The sequence below is a fragment of the Simplicispira sp. GW247-4R2A genome, from assembly GCF_059424465.1.
In genome coordinates this window covers 1-17,493 of sequence record NZ_JBWKZM010000006.1, presented here as the reverse complement: position 1 = coordinate 17,493, position 17,493 = coordinate 1, and the positions used below count along the sequence as shown (strand labels likewise).

12 protein-coding genes and 2 pseudogenes are annotated in these 17,493 nt (G+C 65.6%); 9 read left to right on the top strand and 5 right to left on the bottom strand.

The window, feature by feature from the left end; genetic code table 11:
* The first annotated feature begins 22 nt into the window (after nt 1-22).
* Nucleotides 23-625 (top strand): isochorismatase family protein, encoded by a 603-nt coding sequence (locus AC07ZH_RS06045; protein ID WP_495198967.1) that lies wholly within the window; start codon nt 23-25, stop codon nt 623-625.
* A 55-nt stretch (nt 626-680) separates the two neighbouring features.
* The gene (locus AC07ZH_RS06040; protein WP_495198966.1) at nt 681-2,633 is read left to right on the top strand and encodes a propionate--CoA ligase; all 1,953 of its coding nucleotides are present in this window, start codon (nt 681-683) and stop codon (nt 2,631-2,633) included.
* An 81-nt stretch (nt 2,634-2,714) separates the two neighbouring features.
* On the opposite strand, the gene AC07ZH_RS06035 is transcribed toward AC07ZH_RS06040, so the two are convergent.
* The 4 genes from AC07ZH_RS06035 to AC07ZH_RS06020 all read right to left on the bottom strand — a co-directional run bounded on the left by AC07ZH_RS06035 (nt 2,715) and on the right by AC07ZH_RS06020 (nt 8,798).
* Nucleotides 2,715-5,627: an EAL domain-containing protein gene (locus AC07ZH_RS06035; RefSeq protein WP_495198965.1), complete on the bottom strand. Its 2,913-nt coding sequence runs from the start codon at nt 5,625-5,627 to the stop codon at nt 2,715-2,717.
* A 40-nt stretch (nt 5,628-5,667) separates the two neighbouring features.
* On the bottom strand, nt 5,668-6,600 hold the full coding sequence (locus tag AC07ZH_RS06030; RefSeq protein ID WP_495198964.1) for a DMT family transporter: 933 nt from the start codon (nt 6,598-6,600) through the stop codon (nt 5,668-5,670).
* Complete coding sequence (locus AC07ZH_RS06025) at nt 6,597-7,145, bottom strand: methylated-DNA--[protein]-cysteine S-methyltransferase (RefSeq protein ID WP_495198963.1); 549 nt, start codon at nt 7,143-7,145, stop codon at nt 6,597-6,599. Before AC07ZH_RS06025 ends, AC07ZH_RS06030 begins: the two co-directional genes overlap by 4 nt.
* Nucleotides 7,146-7,283: 138 nt before the next feature.
* Nucleotides 7,284-8,798, bottom strand: a complete 1,515-nt coding sequence (locus tag AC07ZH_RS06020; RefSeq protein ID WP_495198962.1) for a DNA-3-methyladenine glycosylase 2 family protein — start codon at nt 8,796-8,798, stop codon at nt 7,284-7,286.
* Nucleotides 8,799-8,961: 163 nt separating this feature from the next.
* Here AC07ZH_RS06020 and AC07ZH_RS06015 point away from each other — a divergent pair, with 163 nt between their 5' ends.
* The 6 genes and pseudogenes from AC07ZH_RS06015 to AC07ZH_RS05990 all read left to right on the top strand — a co-directional run.
* Nucleotides 8,962-10,350, top strand: coding sequence for a phosphomannomutase/phosphoglucomutase (locus AC07ZH_RS06015; RefSeq protein ID WP_495198961.1), 1,389 nt, complete (start codon nt 8,962-8,964; stop codon nt 10,348-10,350).
* Nucleotides 10,351-10,368: 18 nt separating this feature from the next.
* Nucleotides 10,369-11,736, top strand: a complete 1,368-nt coding sequence (locus AC07ZH_RS06010; RefSeq protein ID WP_495198960.1) for a 3-deoxy-D-manno-octulosonic acid transferase — start codon at nt 10,369-10,371, stop codon at nt 11,734-11,736.
* Nucleotides 11,737-11,786: 50 nt separating this feature from the next.
* The gene (locus tag AC07ZH_RS06005) at nt 11,787-12,092 is read left to right on the top strand and encodes a hypothetical protein (RefSeq protein WP_495198959.1); all 306 of its coding nucleotides are present in this window, start codon (nt 11,787-11,789) and stop codon (nt 12,090-12,092) included.
* Between the two features lie 46 nt (nt 12,093-12,138).
* Nucleotides 12,139-13,373: pseudogene (chrA, locus tag AC07ZH_RS06000) on the top strand (chromate efflux transporter).
* 90 nt (nt 13,374-13,463) lie between these two features.
* The gene (locus AC07ZH_RS05995; RefSeq protein WP_495198958.1) at nt 13,464-14,630 is read left to right on the top strand and encodes a trans-sulfuration enzyme family protein; all 1,167 of its coding nucleotides are present in this window, start codon (nt 13,464-13,466) and stop codon (nt 14,628-14,630) included.
* A gap of 53 nt (nt 14,631-14,683) precedes the next feature.
* A pseudogene (locus AC07ZH_RS05990) lies at nt 14,684-14,842 on the top strand (phosphoenolpyruvate carboxylase); the annotation flags it as partial.
* Between the two features lie 648 nt (nt 14,843-15,490).
* Here the strand turns inward: AC07ZH_RS05990 and AC07ZH_RS05985 are convergent.
* Nucleotides 15,491-15,781, bottom strand: coding sequence for a hypothetical protein (locus AC07ZH_RS05985; RefSeq protein WP_495198957.1), 291 nt, complete (start codon nt 15,779-15,781; stop codon nt 15,491-15,493).
* Between the two features lie 657 nt (nt 15,782-16,438).
* On the opposite strand from AC07ZH_RS05985, the gene AC07ZH_RS05980 reads away from it, so the two are divergent.
* Nucleotides 16,439-17,493, top strand: a 1,055-nt coding sequence (locus AC07ZH_RS05980) for an RHS repeat domain-containing protein (RefSeq protein WP_495198956.1), incomplete at its 3' end; no start/stop codon positions are given.

Below are 17,493 nucleotides of genomic sequence, written 5' to 3'. Positions count from 1 at the left end.
CAAAATAAGAGAAGGAAACCCAATGCTGCTTGAAGCCTCCGAATGCCAACTGGTGCTGGTGGACTACCAGGAGCGCCTGATGCCGGTCATCCACGACGCAGAGGCTACGCTGGCCAACGCCGTTCGCTTGGCGCAACTTGCCAAGCTGATGGACGTGCCGGTGTGGGGCACCGAGCAAAACCCCTCGCGCCTGGGACACAACGACGAGCGGCTGCGCGCCCTGTGCAAGGACACGCTGGCCAAGATGCATTTCAGCGCTGCCGAAGAAGGCCTGGGCGAGTGGCTGCGCCCACCCGCCAAGCCCCCGGCGGGCAACGCCCGCAGCCTGCCCAAACACCTGCAGAAGACGGCGCAGGCCGCGCCACCCCGCAACAGCATCGTCATCGCTGGCTGTGAGGCACATGTCTGTCTGCTGCAAACCGCTCTCGGCCTGCTGGAAGACGAATTCGAGGTCTGGGTGGTAACCGACGCATGCAGCTCGCGCACCGAGCGCAGCCGGGACGCCGCCTACGACCGCCTGGCAGGCGCAGGGGCCGAGCTGGTCACGACCGAGATGGTGGGCTTTGAGTGGCTGGGCAGCTGTGAGCATTCGGCTTTCCGCCAGGCGCTTGCACTCATCAAATAGGGTGCGCTTGGCCAGACGGGTGCGTCAGCTTCCCGCAAGCCCGTCATGAATAATTATGAATTCAGAATCGCCGTACCATGCGGCTATTGAGTCGTTCCAGGAGACCTGTTCCATGACCAGCTACGCCAAGTTTTACCGTCAATCCATTGATCAGCGCGACAACTTCTGGGCCACCCAGGCCCGGCTGATCGATTGGCAGACGCCGCCCGAGCAGGTCTGCGACTACAGCAATCCGCCGTTTGCGCGCTGGTTTGTCGGCGGCACCACCAATTTGTGCCACAACGCGGTGGACCGCCACCTGGCTGAGCGTGCGGACCAGGCCGCACTGGTCGCCATTTCCACCGAAACCGACACCGAGCGCAGCTACAGCTTCCGCGAACTGCACGCCGAGGTGCAGCGCATGGCCGCCAGCCTGCGGGCGCTGGGCGTCAAAAAGGGCGACCGGGTCTTGATCTACATGCCCATGGTGGCCGAAGCCGCGTTTGCCATGCTCGCCTGCGTGCGCATTGGCGCCTTGCACAGCGTGGTGTTTGGCGGTTTTGCCTCGGGGTCGCTGGCGTCCCGCATCGACGATGCAACGCCGGTGCTGATCGTCAGCGCCGACGCCGGTTCGCGCGGCGGCAAGGCCGTGGCGTACAAACCGCTGCTCGATGATGCCATTCGCCTGGCCAGCCACAAGCCGCAGGCCGTGCTGCTGGTGGACCGGGGCTTGGTACCGATGCAACTCGAAGCCGGGCGCGACCACCTGTGGGGCGAACTGCGCGCGCAGCACCTTGATGCCGAGGTGCCCTGCGAGTGGCTGCCTTCCACACACCCCAGCTATACGCTCTACACCAGCGGCACCACGGGCAAGCCCAAGGGCGTACAGCGCGATACCGGCGGCTACACGGTGGCACTGGCGGCCAGCATGAAGCACATTTTCGACGCGCGTCCTGGCGAGGTGTACTTCGCCACCAGCGACATCGGCTGGGTGGTGGGCCACAGCTACATCATTTATGGCCCGCTGATCGCCGGCCTGACCACCATCATGTACGAAGGCCTGCCGACGCGGCCTGACGCTGGCGTCTGGTGGAGCATCGTCGAAAAATACAAGGTCACGCACATGTTCTCGGCGCCAACGGCGGTGCGCGTGCTCAAGAAGCAAGACCCGTCCTGGCTGAAAAAATACGATGTCTCCAGCCTCAAGGCCCTGTGGCTGGCCGGCGAGCCGCTCGACGAGCCGACGGCGCAGTGGATCAGCGACGCGCTGGCCGTGCCCATCATCGACAACTACTGGCAGACCGAAACCGGCTGGCCCATCCTCACGCTGGCCAACGGCATCGAGCAGCAGACCACGCGCTTTGGCAGCCCCGGCAAGGCCATGTACGGCTACAACGTCAAGCTGATCGACGAGGCCACCGGCGAGGAGCTGACAGCGCCCAATCAGAAGGGCGTGGTCGCCATCGAAGGCCCGCTGCCCCCCGGCTGCCTGCAGACCATTTGGGGCGACGACGAGCGCTTCGTCAGCACCTACTGGAGCACCATCCCCGGCCGGCAGATCTACAGCACCTTCGATTGGGGCATTCGCGACGCCGATGGCTACTACTTCATCCTCGGCCGTACCGACGACGTGATCAACGTCGCCGGCCACCGCCTGGGGACGCGCGAGATCGAGGAATCGATCTCGTCGCACCCGAACATTGCCGAAGTCGCCGTGGTGGGCGTGGCCGACAGCCTCAAAGGCCAGGTGGCGATGGCGTTTGCCGTGCCGCGCGATGCGACGGGGCTTGACGACGCCGCAGCGCGCCTCAAGCTCGAAGGCGAAGTCATGAAGCAGGTGGACAAGCAACTGGGCGCCGTGGCCAGGCCATCGCGCGTGTTCTTCGTCACCGCACTGCCCAAGACGCGCAGCGGCAAGCTGCTGCGCCGCGTGCTGCAGGCCGTGGCCGAGCGGCGCGACCCCGGCGATTTGACGACCATGGAAGACCCGACAGCGCTGCAGCAAGTGCGCGCCATGGTGGGCGAATGAGCTATTGAATCAGTAGCTGCTAGCGCTTATGGGATAAGCGCTAGAGCCTGATTTTACTTAAAACTTCGCAGCGGGCGGGCGTCACGGCTGCCAGGCTGCTGGCGCTTGCCAGGACGCCGCCCAGCCCAGAAATTGCGCCACCGGCATGGGCCGGGCAATGAAGTAGCCCTGCGCCTGGGCGCAGCCCATTTGCAGCAGCATCAGGCCCTGGTCTTCGGTCTCCACGCCCTCGGCTATCACGCGGTAGCCAAACGAGCGCGCCAGGCCGATCACGCCTTGGACGATGGCCAGGTCGCCGGCCTCGGCCAGCATGCCGCCGACGAAGCTCTGGTCGATCTTGAGGGTATTGAGCGGCAGGCCCCGCAGGTAGGTGAGCGATGAGTACCCGGTGCCGAAATCATCGAGCGAGATGGTGATGCCCAGGGCGCGCAGCTTTTGCAAGGTCAGCGCCACGTTCTCGATGTCCAGCAGTTGCGCTGTTTCGGTGATCTCGATGTCGAGCAGGTGGGCCGGTACTTGCGGGTGTGCGGCGACCTCGCCTCCCATCCATTCGGCAAAGCCGCATTGCTGCAGGTGCGGCGCCGCGATGTTGATGCTGACGGGCAGCGGCAGGCCGCTGTCCGCCAAACGCTCGATCAGCGCCAGGCCCGATTGCACCACCCAGGTGCCAAACTGCGTATCGAGTTCCGTGCCCTCGATGAGCGGCAGAAAGGCCGCTGGCGAGAGCACGCCGCGTTCCGGGTGGTTCCAGCGCGCCAGTGCTTCGGCGCCCACGACCGTGCCCAGGCGCATATCCACCTTGGGCTGCAGGTACAGCTCGAACTGCCCTGTCGCCAGGGCTTCGCGCAATTGCACGACTTGGGCGCGCGTATGGCGAAGTGCGCGCTCCTGGGCCGCGTCGAACTCCTGGAACTGGTTGCGCCCTGCCTGCTTGGCGGCGTACATGGCCTGGTCGGCATGGCGCAGCAGGGTATCGGCGTCGGCGTCGTCGCGTGGGTACAGGGTGAAGCCGATGCTGGCCGTCACCGAGATGGCTTCGCCCTCAAGCGTGTAGGGCGCAGAGATGCTGCGCATCAGGCGCTTGAGCGCGTTTTGGGCGTCTTCGGTGGCGGCAAGCTCAGGCAGCAGAATGGCAAATTCATCCCCGCCCAGGCGCGCCACGCAGTCTTGTGGGCGCAGCGCCGCTTTCAGGCGCTCTGCCGCCGTGCGCAGCAACTGGTCGCCCGCCGCATGGCCGAAGCGGTCGTTCACGGGCTTGAAGCCATCGAGGTCCAGGTACGCCACCCCCAGCAGTTGGCCGCTGGCGCGGGCCTGCGCCATGGCGTCGGTCAGCTGCTGCGCCAGCAGCACACGGTTGGGCAGATCGGTCAGGGCGTCGTAGTGGGCGAGGTGCTGGAGCAGTATTTCCTGCTCGCGCTGGCCCGTCACGTCGATGGTGACGCCCAGTATCCGGCGTGGCTTGCCGTCAGGGTACCAGTCGACAATTTTCCCCAGGTTGCGCATCCAGCGATGGTTTTCCAATGCGCCCGGCACGGTGGTGACGAGGTCAAACGAAGTGTCGGGGTGGCGCGCATGGCGCCGGAGTTCCGCGTAAATGCGCGGCCCGTCTTTGGCGCCACCACACAGGTCAAAGTGCACGGCACGGCCCTCCGGCTGGTCCACGCCGCGCATCTGGTGCCAACGGGCATCGCCGGTCGTCATGCCGCTGACAATGTCGCAATCCCACCGGCCCACCGACGCCGCTTCCAGCGTCAGGCTGAGCACTGCCTCGCGCTCGCGCACGGCATCTTCGGCGCGTTTGCGATCGGTGATGTCGTGCAGGGCAAACAGCCAGCACTCGGTGGTGCCGAGGAGGATTTTCCGGGTGGCCTGCTGCACCGTACGCGGCTCGCCAACGTGGGGGCGCAGGGTGCACTCCACTGGCGCGATGCCGTTGTCGCTGCTGGCGTGGGCCAGGATGCGCCGGCGCTCTTCCTCGCTGTAGAGGCCCAGCTCCAGCACCGTGCGCCCAAAGGCTTCGGCGCGCTTGATGCCGGTCATGGCCTCCCACGCGGGGTTGACGTCCACGTACGCGCCAGTTTCGCAGCGCGTGATGCCCATGGGGTAGGGCAGCATTTCAAAGATAAGCCGAAAGCGCTGCTGCGATTCCCGCAGTGCCTGCTCGGCGTGGTGCGCGGCATTGATGTCCTGCATAACGCCACGCATGCGCAAGGTGCGATCGCCATCGCGCACGGCTTCGCCGTGGGCCCGCATCCACTGGACCCGCCCGGTGTCGGCGTGAATGATCTCCAGTTCCAAGGTCCAGGAGGTGCCGTCGCGCAGGCAGGCGCGGGCAGCGTTGCGCAGGGTATCGCGCCATCGCGGCGCAACGCACACATTGATGTAGTCGGCCGGAGGAGGTGCGCCAAGCGCCAGGCCATGCACCTCGCAGCAGACTTCCGACCAATGCTGCAGTGTTCCAGTAGCGTCGGTTTCCCAGGCCCCCAACCGCGCCATGTGGCCGGCCTGGGTCAGGAGGGCGTGCGCCGCGACCAGGTCGTCGTAGATGCGTCGCTCCTGCGTCATGTCGTGAAATATGAAGACCATGCAGGCTTCGTCTTCAATCTGTATCGCGCGCGCCGACATCAGCCCAAGCGCTTCGCGACCGCGCGCGCGCACCGTGAGCGGTAGACGGTCGGCTCGGCCCTCCACCGACAGGGCGGCCACAAGGCGTTCGCGCTCCTGCGGGCCCGCCCAAATGCCCAGCTCTGTCGCAGTCCGCCCAATGACCTGCTCACGCGCCAAGCCAAACATGGCGCAAAACGCCGGGTTGACCTCGATGTAGCGGCCATCAGCCACGCGCGTAATGCCGCAGGGGTCAGGCAAGAGCATGGAAATGGCGCTGAATTTGGCTTCAGACGCTTGCAGCGCCTGCAACTCCTCATCCCGCAAAGCCGCGGCGCCCCCTGACTCGGCGACTGGAACAGAGGCAATGCGGTGGGACTGGCGCAGCATGAACGCAGTTTAGGGCAAGCTCAGGCGTGTCGCAGCGATTTCAGGGAGCCCGTGTTCCGGTGCCCCAACGCAGCACGCCGGGGCCCAGCAGCCCCGTCGAAAGCAAGGTTCCCAGCACGATAACGAGCGCGCAGCCCGCCATCCACAAGGTCACGGTTTCGCTCAGAAACACCACCCCGTACAGCACGGCAAACACCGGCGCGAGAAAAGTGACGGCCAGCGCCCGGCTGGGCCCGGCATGCACGATGAGGCGAAAGTACAGGATGTAGGCAATCCCCGTGCACAGCACCGCAATCGCCACCACGGCAAGCCAGGCGCGCAGGCCCGGCATCTGCGCCGGCCAGGCCCAGGCGATGGGCAGTGCCAGGAACAGCGCCGCCCCCAACTGGCTGCCCGTGGCCGTCGCCAGCGGCGGAATGCCGCCCAGGTAGCGCCGGGCGTAGCTGGCGGCCAGCGCGTAGCACGTGGTCGCGCCCAGGCAGGCTGCCACGGCCCAGAGCGCCAGGTCGGACTTGCCGCCGGCACCGCCCGGCGCGCGCCAGGCCAGCAGCGCCACGCCGAGAAACCCCAGCGCCAGGCCCAGCGAGCGCAGACGCCCGATGCGCTCGCCCAGCCAGAGCCAGGCGACGATGGCGCCAAACAGCGGCACCGTGGCGTTCAGGATGGAGGCCAGCCCGGTGGTGATGTGCAGCACCGCCCAGGCGTACAGCGCAAACGGAATCGCCGAGTTGATGACGCCTGCCAGCAGCACCGGCCGCCAGTGCTTGCGCAGGGCCGGCCATTGGCCTTGCTGCACCAGGATGGGCCAGAGGAATACTGTCGCCAGCGCCACGCGCAGGCCCGCTGTCGGCAGCGGCCCGAATTCGGCCGCGCCCAGGCGCATGAACAGAAACGATGCGCCCCACAGGCTGGAGAGCAGAAAGAATTCGCGTACCCAGTGCACCGCCGGGCGCGTACCGTCGGCGCCGCTCATGCGGCCAGCCGCGCGGCGGTGCGCGCACCCGGCGCCAGGGGCGCGGCAGCCTCCATGGCCAGCAAGGCGTGCTTGCGCTCCAACCCACCGGCATAGCCAGTCAACGCCCCGTTGGCACCCAGCACGCGGTGGCAGGGCACCACCAGCGAAATCGGGTTGCGCCCCACGGCCGCGCCCACGGCGCGCACCGCGGCCGCGGCGCCAGCGATCCGTGCCACCTGGCCATAGCTGAGCGTCTGGCCCCAGGCAATGCCCAGCAGCGCGCGCCAGACCGCTTGCTGGAACGGCGTACCGCCCGAGAGGTCCAGCGGCAGATCGAAACCGTGGCGCTCGCCCCGCAGCCAGTCGCCGAGCTGCGCGGACGCCGCCGCCAGCACGGGGTGGGCGGGTGCCATCGGCCAGGCGCCAGCCCCGCCGAGCTGCGCGGGCAGGTGCTTCTGGCCTTCGAACCACAGGCCGCACAGGCCGGCAGGCGATGCCGCCAGGCGCACGGGCCCCAAGGGCGTGTCGACGCGGGATTGCACGGTGTCGGGATGGAAATGCATGGTAGATGTCCTGCGGGGTGGTGGGTGCGCCAGACTGCGGCCGAAAGGCAGGAAAGCGCTGAAATTATGAATGAAAATGGCCTCTAGCGCTTATTGGGTAAGCGCTAACAGCTATAAAGTTAATAGCTTCAGGCCTTGTCATGGCGCCGCTCCTCTGGCCCAGGCGCGCACCACGGCGTAGCTGCGCCAGGGCTTCCAGGCTGTGGAGGCCGCCTCGGCAGCGCGCGCCGGGCGCGGGTCGCGCCGCACGCCCAGGGCCGATTGCAGCGCCACGTCACCGGCGGGAAAGGCGTCGGGCCAGCGCAGCACCCGCATGGCGATGTACTGGGCCGTCCAGTCGCCAATGCCGGGCAGGGCGCGCAATTGCGACAGGGTGCGCTCCACGTCGGCGCCAGGCTCCAGGCGCAACTCGCCCGAATCCACCGCCCGCGCCAGCGCGGCAATCGCGCCCTGGCGCTGGCGAACAATGCCCAGTTGCCCGAGGGAATCGCCGGACGCAGCCGCCAGCACCGCCGCGCTGGGAAACAGGTGGCTGAGCGCGGGCCACGGCGTGGCGATGGGCTCGCCAAGGCTCGCCACCAGCCGGCCCGCCAGGGTGCGTGCGGCCGCTACGGTGATTTGCTGGCCCAGTACGGCGCGCACGGCGGTCTCGAAACCGTCCCAGGCACCGGGCACGCGCAGACCGTCGCCGTCCGGAAAATCCGCATGCAGCCGCGCGTTGATGGCCGCCGGGTCCGCGTCCAGGTCCAGCATGCCGCGCACGCGCCGCATGACCGCGCCCAGTTGCGGCGCGAGGCTGTCGCTTGCCTCCAGCAGCAGTTCGCAGCGCCCGGGGTGAAAGCGCAGGGCAATCCAGCCATTGCACGCCTGTGCACCGCTGCCTAGGCTCACGGTGCGCCGCAGTTCGGCGCTGCCGCCGCTGCCCTCGACCTGTTCCATGCCCGGGATCTGGCGCGTGGCGAAAAAACCCAGCAGCGCTGCGGTGTCCAGCGGCGGGCGGTAGGCCAGGCGCAGCGCCAGGGTCGGTTGCGGATTGCCCGATGGCGCGGTATCCGGTGCTGGCGCGGCGCTGCTGCGGCGCAATTGCGTCGGGTTCAGGCGGTACTGCCGGGCAAACGCGTCGTTGAAACGCCGCACGCTGCCAAAACCGCTGGCCAGCGCCACTTGCGTCGTGCTCAAACGGGTATCGGTCAGCAGGTGCTTGGCGGTGAGCAGGCGCTGCGTCTGCAGGTACTGCAGCGGCGTAATGCCCAGGCGCGCTTCAAAGATGCGCCGCAGGTGCCGGTCGCTCACGCCCAGGCGCTGCGCCAGCTGGGCCACCGGGGCTGCGCCCTCGGCACCGCTGGCAATCAGCCGCAGTGCGTGCTGCAGCAGCAGGGCGGTGGCGTCCTGCGTGGACCAGGCCAACTGGCCCGGCGCCACCTCGGGCCGGCAGCGCAGGCAGGGGCGAAACCCGGCCTGCTCGGCCTGCGCCGCCAGATCGAAAAAGCGGCAGTTTTCGCGCCGGGGCGTGCGCACGGCGCAGACCGGGCGGCAGTAGATGCCGGTGGACGTGACGCCCGTAAAGAACTGCCCGTCAAAGCGTGCATCGCGGGCGCACAGCGCCAGGTAGCGGCCGGCATCGGCGGGTGCGGCCTGAGCGGTGTTTTTCATACGGGATGGCGAGCGGGGCATGGACAAATGATAGGGCCGTGCCAAACGATTGCTAGCCATTTTCGGACCTGCGGATTTTGGCTGGAAGGCGGCTGGAAAGGTACGGCATGGCAGGCCCCTACAATCGTTTGCCGCTGCCCTATTGACGAAGAAAGACCACCCCGTGCACCTGTCTCCCGCCATTTTCAAAGCCTATGACATTCGCGGCGTGGTGCCCGAAACCGTGAACGAAACCGTGGCCCGTTGCCTGGGCCGGGCCTTTGGCACGGCGGCGATGGAGGCGGGCGAGCGCCGCGTGGCCGTGGGGCGCGACGGCCGCCTCTCGGGCAGCAAACTGTCCACCGCACTGATTCTGGGCCTGGCCGAAACCGGCCTCGACGTGATCGACATCGGCCAATGCACCACGCCCATGCTGTATTTCGCCGCCAGCACGCTGTGCACCAGCGGCATTCAGATCACTGGCAGCCACAACCCCAAGGACTACAACGGTTTCAAGATGGTCCTGGCCGGCCGCGCCATCTTTGGCGACGAGATTCAGGCGCTGCGCCGCACCATCGAAGCGCGCAGCTGGAAGCTCGCCGCCGGCGGCAGCATGGGCCACGCCGACGTGCTGCCAGCCTACCGCGCGCGCATTCTGGGCGACGTGAAGCTGGCGCGGCCGATGAAGATCGTCATCGACAGCGGCAACGGCATAGCCGGCGCCACGGCCCCGGCCATCTTTCGCGCGCTGGGCTGCGAAGTGACCGAGCTGTTTTCCGAGGTAGACGGCAATTTCCCCAACCACCACCCCGACCCGAGCAAACCCGAGAACCTGCGCGATTTGATCGCCGCGCTGCAGTCGGGCGACGCCGAGCTCGGCCTGGCGTTCGACGGCGATGGGGACCGTCTGGGCATCGTGACGCCGAGCGGCGCCAACATCTACCCGGATCGCCAGATGATGCTGTTTGCGGGCGACGTGCTCTCCCGCGTACCCGGCGCCAGCATTTTGTTCGACGTGAAATGCACCCAGCGCCTGGCGCCCGCCATTGAAGCGGCCGGCGGCGTGCCGGTGATGTACAAAACCGGCCACTCGCTCATCAAGGCGCGCATGAAAGAGCTGGATTCGCCGCTCGGCGGCGAAATGAGCGGCCACATCTTCTTCAAGGAGCGCTGGTACGGCTTTGACGACGGCACCTACGCCGGCTGCCGTTTGCTCGAAATCTTGAGCCGCAGCCCGGATGCCGGCGCCGTGCTCGAAGCCCTGCCCACCAGCTGCTCCACGCCCGAGCTCAACGTGGTCTGCGAGGAGGGCGAGCCGCACCGCGTCAGCGAGGCATTGCAAAAGCTGGCCGCCGATACCTTTCCTGCACCGGCCCGGCTCAACACCATTGACGGTCTGCGCGTGGACTGGCCCGATGGCTTTGGCCTGATCCGCGCCAGCAACACCACGCCGGTGCTGGTGCTGCGTTTCGAGGGGCAAACGCCGGAGGCGCTCGCGCGCATCGAAGCTGGCATGCTGGCCTTGCTGCGCCGCGCCAAGCCGGATGCCCAGTTGCAGTCGGCTGCGCACTGACACGGGATGCACCCGCCCATGGCAAGCACTGCACTCTGGCTGTATTCGGTGCTGGTCTGGCTGGCCCAGCCCCTGGTGCGGCGCAAGCTGCGCCGCCGCGCCCGCGCCGAGAAAGGCTACGCCACGGCAGTGGCCGAGCGCTTTGGCTACTACGCCCGTCCGCTCGACAGCCTGATGCCGTTGAGCAGCACCAGCGGCCAGGGCCGTTTCCTGTGGATTCACGCCGTCTCGCTCGGTGAGACCCGCGCCGCCGGCATTTTGTTGGCCGAGCTGCGTGCGCAATGGCCCGACATGCGTTTGCTGCTGACCCACGGCACCGCCACCGGCCGGGCGGAGGGCGAGCGCCTGCTGCTGCCAGGGGATATCCAGGTCTGGCAGCCCTGGGACACGCGTGGCGCGGTCGAGCGCTTTCTGCGGAAATTTCACCCTGCGGTGGGCATCCTGATGGAAACCGAAGTCTGGCCCAACCTCGTCGCCGGGTGCCAGGCACGCGGCGTGCCGCTGGTGCTGGCGAACGCGCGCCTGAGCGAAAAATCGCTGGCGGCGGCCTTGCGTTTCGCCAGCCTCTCTCGCCCGGCCTACAGCGGCCTGAGAGCCGTCTGGGCGCAGACCGACGCCGACGCCGAGCGCTTGCGCCAAGTGGGCGCTCCCGTCCAGGGCGTGCTGGGCAACCTCAAGTTCGACGCCGAGCCCGACGCCGCCCAGCTCGCCCAGGGCCGCGAATGGCGCGCGGCCTGCTCGCGGCCCGTGCTGCTGCTGGCCAGCAGCCGCGAGGGCGAAGAAGCGCTTTGGCTGCAAAATTTTATAAAAAATAGGGCTCCAGCGCAGGTGGGACAAGCGCTTCAAGCTATCAATATAGAAGCAAATCAAGTGCCCCAGGCCGTGCAATGGCTGATGGTTCCGCGCCACCCGCAGCGCTTTGACGAAGTGTTTGCCCTGCTCAGCAGTGCTGGCCTGCGCGTCGCACGCCGCAGCCAGTGGGGCCAGCCGCCGCAGGATGCCGATGTGTGGCTGGGCGATACCCTGGGCGAGATGGCGCTGTACTACGGCCTGGCCGATGTGGCGCTGCTGGGCGGCAGCTTTGCGCCGCTGGGTGGCCAGAACCTGATCGAGGCGGCGGCCTGCGGTTGCCCCGTGGTGATGGGCCCCCATACCTTCAACTTTGCCGAGGTGGCCGAGCAGGCCTGCAAGGCAGGCGCCGCCGTGCGCGTGGCCGGTATGGCCGCGGGCATGCTGGCCGCAGGCCAATGGGCGGGTGACCGCGCCCGGCTCGCCCTTGGGCGCGTGCAGGCCGAGGCGTTTTCCACCGCCCACCGGGGCGCGGCAGCGCGCACGGCAGCCGCCTTGAAGGCATTGCTTGCAACACGGCCATTGCGTGCGGGCTAGGGTTGCCGATGGCACTGTCCCCGCGAAATATTGAGAGAAAGGACCTCACCATGCAGACCTGGTTTTCCCAATCGCTGGGCGATGGGGTTCTGGCCTTTGAGCCCAAGGAACAATTGCGCGAGCAGTTCGAGCCCTTGTTCGCGGCCGCAGGCCGTCCGGCCGACATGGCCGTCTTCGCCCGGCACGAGCTGGAAGGCCGCTTGCAGTGCGAGGTGATTGCCTATTTTTCGCCCGCCGCCATTGCCCTGGCGCAAACGCTTGGCGCCAAGCCCTGCGACCAGCCGACGACCGCCGATCTCGACCTGCTGGCGGGTGATCCGGCCTGCTGGGCGGCGCTGTTTCCCGATACGCCCTAGTGCCGTGTTTCCTTCAGCGCGGCCGATCCCCGGACACGATGGCAGCATGACGGCCCCTGGCGGCGGCGGGCGTGTCTCGGCCTTTCTGGAGGTATTTCTCACCTTTTTGCGCCTTGGGCTGACCTCGTTCGGCGGGCCAGTGGCGCACCTGGCGTATTTCCGCGCCGAGCTGGTAGAGCGCCGCCGCTGGCTGGGCGACGCGCGCTACTCCGAGCTGCTGGCGCTGTGCCAGTTCCTGCCCGGCCCGGCCAGCAGCCAGCTGGGCATGGCGCTGGGCATGACCCGCGCCGGGCTCTGGGGGGCGCTGGCTGCCTGGGCGGGTTTTACCTTGCCCTCTGCCGCCGCGCTGCTGCTGTTTGCCCAGACCCTGTCGGCCCATCCGGCGCTTGCCGCGGCGGGTTGGGTGCATGGCCTCAAGGTAGTGGCCGTCGCCGTGGTGGCGCAGGCGGTGTGGGCCATGGCGCGCAGCCTCTGCCCAGACCGGCCGCGCGCCGCCTTGGCCATGCTTGCCGCCTTGTTCACCTTGCTCGCGCCCACGGCGGCTGCGCAACTGGTGGCTTTGCTGCTGTGCGGCCTGCTCGGCCTGTGGTGGCTGCGGGACACAAGGGCGGGCGCTGCCGTGTCCGATGCAAACGATGCGATAGCGGCGCCGGCGATTGCGGTGTCCCGGTCCCTGGCCGTCGTGGCCCTGGTGGTTTTTTCGCGCTGTTGGGGGTGCTGCCGCTGTGGGCCGCTGGCACCGGGTCACCGGCGCTCTCGGCGATGAGCGGCGTGTACCGCGCTGGCGCCCTGGTCTTTGGCGGTGGGCACGTGGTCTTGCCCTTGCTGGAGGCAAGCGTGGTGCCGGCGGGCCTTGTGTCCCAGGGCGATTTTCTGGCCGGCTACGGCGCGGCGCAGGCCGTGCCCGGGCCGCTGTTCAGTTTTGCCGCCTACCTCGGCGCGCTGCTGCCAGGCGCCTGGCACGGCGTGGCGGGCGCGCTGTTGCTGCTCTGCGCGATCTTTCTCCCTGGATTTCTGCTGCTGCTGGGCACGCTGCCTTTCTGGGAGGTGCTGCGCCAGCGCCAAGGCATGCGCAGGGCTATGGCCGGCGTCAATGCGGGCGTGGTGGGGCTGCTGCTCAGCGCTTTGTACGACCCGGTCTGGACGGGCGCCATCCACAGCCGCGCCGATGCCGCCCTGGCGCTGGCGGCTTGGGCCTTGCTCAGCCTCGCGCGGCTGCCGCCGGTCTGGGTGGTGGCCTTTGCCGCCGCCGCCGGCTGGGCTCTCGCAAGATGGAGTTAGGTATAAAACCAGGGCTAGCGCATACCTGTTCTATAGAGAGTGCTATCAAATTGTTTAAGAATGGCGCCCTTTGCGCCTGAAAGAGCTTGCATGACCCACCTTCGCACCCGCGCCGTCCACGCCGGCCAGCACCCCGATCCCGCCAGCGGCGCCATCGCCATGCCGATCACCCAAAGCACGGCCTTTGCCTATGGCAGCCTGGAACGCGGCGCGGCCATTTTTGCCGGTGAGGCCGAGGGCTACCGCTACGGCCGCTACGGCAATCCCACCGTGGCCGCGCTGGAGGCCAAGATGGCCGACCTGGAAGGCGCCGAGGCGGCGGTGGCCTTTGCCAGTGGCACAGCGGCCACGGCCGCCACGGTGTTGGCACTGTTGCAACCCGGAGACGAACTCGTGTTTCTGGGCCCGCTGTACGGCGGCACCGAAGGCCTGCTGCGCTCGCTGGGCGAACGCTGGGGCCTGCGCGTGACCGACGCCACAGCCACCGGCCTGGCGGCGGCGCTCAGCCCCGCCACGCGCATGGTCTGGGTGGAGCCGCTGACCAACCCCAGTCTGCAGATGCACGACCTGGCGGCCGTTGCCCCCACGGCCCGTGCCCACGGCGCCCTCACCGTGGCCGACAACACGTTCTGCACGCCGTGCCTGACACGCCCGCTGGCGCATGGCATCGACCTGGTGGTGCATTCCATGACCAAGTACCTGGGCGGCCACGGCGACGCCACGGGCGGGCTGGTGGCGGGCAGGGCGGGGCACATTGCGCAAATCCGCAAGACGGGCCTGGGCCACATCGGTGCCAGCCTCGCGGCGCAGGAGGCCTTTTTGTTCCTGCGCGGCATCAAGACGCTGCCGCTGCGCATGGCGGCGCATTGCGAAGGCGCGCAGGCGGTGGCTGGTTTTCTGGCCAGCCACCCCGCCGTGCGCACCGTGCACTACCCGGGTTTGCCCAGCCACCCGCAGCACGCCCTGGCGCAGCGCCAGATGGAAGGCGGCTTTGGCGGCATGGTGACCTTCGAACTGGCCCAGTGCGAGCGCTCCGCTGCTGCCAGCATGCTCAACGCGCTCAAGCTTTTTGCGCAGGCCGTATCGCTCGGCGATGTGGACAGCCTCGCCTGCCACCCGGCCAGCACCACGCACAGCTTTGTCTCGCCCGAGGCGCGCGCCGCAGGTGGCGTGACCGAAGGCATGATTCGACTGAGTGTGGGGATTGAGCACCCGGACGACCTGTTGATGGATCTCAAACAGGCGCTGGAACGCTGAGCGCCAAAATGCAAGAGTTTGCCGCTGCGTTTTCGCGGCCCCGCTGAAGACACAAGGCGGTTCGCCACCGCTTCCCCCTACATCGACCCGCAGCACCACCTGCAGGTCAAGCTGATTCGCCGCTGGCGCACAGGGCAGGGTGACGAGCGAGTGCAGACCGGGATTCACATTTTGATCGATGGAATTGCAGCGGGTTGAGGAATACGGGGTGATAGTTGTAGCAGTGCATTGAAACTAGTATTCGCTTAGAAAAATATGAGGGGATTATGACAATTATTAAAAAATTCGTTTCTGTTTTTTTGTTGCTGATTTTTGCTGTCCAGGATGTGGCATTGGCAGAGGTTCAGATTGTCAAAAAAGATCCTATGTATAAATTCACCTCTGCATCGGGGCGAAGCCCTCAGCTAATGTATTTTAATACTCTCGATGAGGCGTTTGCAGAAGTCAAGGCGCGATACGCCTCATGGAATACAAATATCGTTCACTACGAGATATCAAATCTTAGAGGCGAGAATGCCTCTTCAAATTATAATGGATTACCTTCATCGTACATGTGGGATGTATATAGAACAATTGATGGAAAGTTGAATGTTTATCCCGAGAGAGAGATAACACGCTATGGGTACTGTGACCAAGAGAGTATTTTGCTAGATGGGGAAAATGAGTGGATCCTTTATCTTGATGGAAATAGTTTGTGGTGTCAAAAACAAATTCCAATTCCACTTAATGTTGCGCCAATTACATCGACGCAGAACTCTTGCACGGCAGCGAAGTACACAGACTTTTGGGGGAAATACGCAGATGGAGGCATGGTCGGTGCGCCCATTGTTGTTCCGGCTGGTGAAAAAATACGGACTGAATTAGATTATGCCGATGGGGGCGTTGGCACGCTTGGAGTGGAGCGTTACTTCCGCAGCCGGTGGGCCACCGATAATTTTACCAAAGATTATGGGCAAGGCCGTGCCTGGAGGCACAACCATGCCGCGGGTTTCAATCAAATTGCTGCTTATGCGCTCAAAATCGACTTGCCCGGCGGCGAAGAGCGTTTGTTTGTACGAGATACCTATGGCAACGGAGGTATCCCGGGCGATTGGCGGCCTGCCAACGGTCTTGATGTCCTGACCAAAGGTGCGGATGGCTGGACACTTCAACTGGCAGGGAGTAATTCAGTATATATCTTTAATCCCAAGGGGCAGTTGATATTGGTAAAGGAGATTAATGGATGGCTTACTGCCTATGTTTATAATGGGGGTTTGCTCTCCGAGGTACATGATTCATTTGGAAGAACTCTCAAATATGAATACGGGGGGAATGGAGCCATTGCACGCGTAGTAGTGCCGGATGGGTTGGTTATTCAATATTTATATGATAATGAAAATCGGCTGCAGAACGTGATCTATGCAGATCAAACCTTCCGCACATATCATTATGAAAATTCTGCCTACCCTAATTTATTGACTGGAATTTCTATTCAAGGTCAACGGTACGCGTCTTTTGAATATGCTGCCAAAGCAGTTGCGACAACCACGTCTTTAGCAGGGGGAGTGGGTAGGTACATCGTCAATTATGGAGGAAGCCCAGTCCCGGCATCTGGGGCAACGGTGACGGATCCCCTAGGCACAGATAGATACTATGGCTTCAGTACCACCAGAGGTATTTGGGCTGTGACGTCTGCCAGCAAATTTTCGCCAACTGGAAAAGCAGATGCAGCCTGGCGTACCCAGAATGATCTAGGCTTGGTGACTTCAATGGCGGATTTCCAAGGAGTAGTTACCGATATACAGTGGGATGGGTCCCGAAGATTGCCTTTGGCTGTTACCGAAGCGTCCAATCGGGTCGCATCCCGCACCACCCAAACCACCTGGCACCCGCAATGGCGCCTGCCCACCCGGATCACCGAGCAAGGCCGGACAACCGATTACACCTATGACGAGCGCGGCAACCGCCTGTCGGAAACGATTACTGATACCACGGGCGCAGCGCGCACCACGTCCTGGACCTACAACGCCCAGAGCCTCGTAGCCACAGAAACCGCCCCTAACGGCGCCACCACCAGCTACCAGTACGACAGCCTGGGCAACCTCACGCAGTCCACCAACGCCCTGGGCCATATTGATCGCTACACCCACGACGCAGCGGGCCGCGTGCTCACCCACACAGCCCCCAACGGCCTGGTCAACACCTACACCTACGATCTGCGCGGGCGCATGCTCAGCGCCAATGCGGGCGGCTTGGTCAGCCTCTACACCTACACCCCCAGCGGCCAGCTCGCAAGCGTGCAATTGCCCCACGGCCACAGCATCAGCTACCAGTACGACGCAGCCCAGCGCTTGGTGGGCTGGAGCGACAACCGCGGCGCCAGCGCCAGCTATGCACTCGACCCCATTGGCAACCGCACCCGCGAGGAAATCCGCAACGCCCAGGGCCAACAAGTGTGGCTGCTGGTGCGCAACATCAACAGCCTCAACCGCGTGGAAAGCACCACCCAGGCCGGCCATACTACCCGCTACAACTATGACGACAACGGAGAAGCGTACGCTGCAACCAACGGCCTTGGCCAGTACTCTGGCCGAACCCTAGATGCTTTGCGACGTGTCGTCGGTCTTACCAATGCAGCGGGCTATGGCGCATCCCTAAGCTACAACGCCCTCGATGCAGTCGTCCAGGCCAGCGACTATAAGGGCGTCGCCACCCAGTACGCCCGCGACGCACTGGGCAACGCCACCCAGGAAACCAGCGCCGACACAGGCCAGCAGTCCACCCAGTACGACGCCCTGGGCCTGCCCAGCACCGTCACCGACGCCCTGGGCCGCACCACCACCTTTGAACGCGACCTGCTGGGCCGGCCCACCCACATCACCCA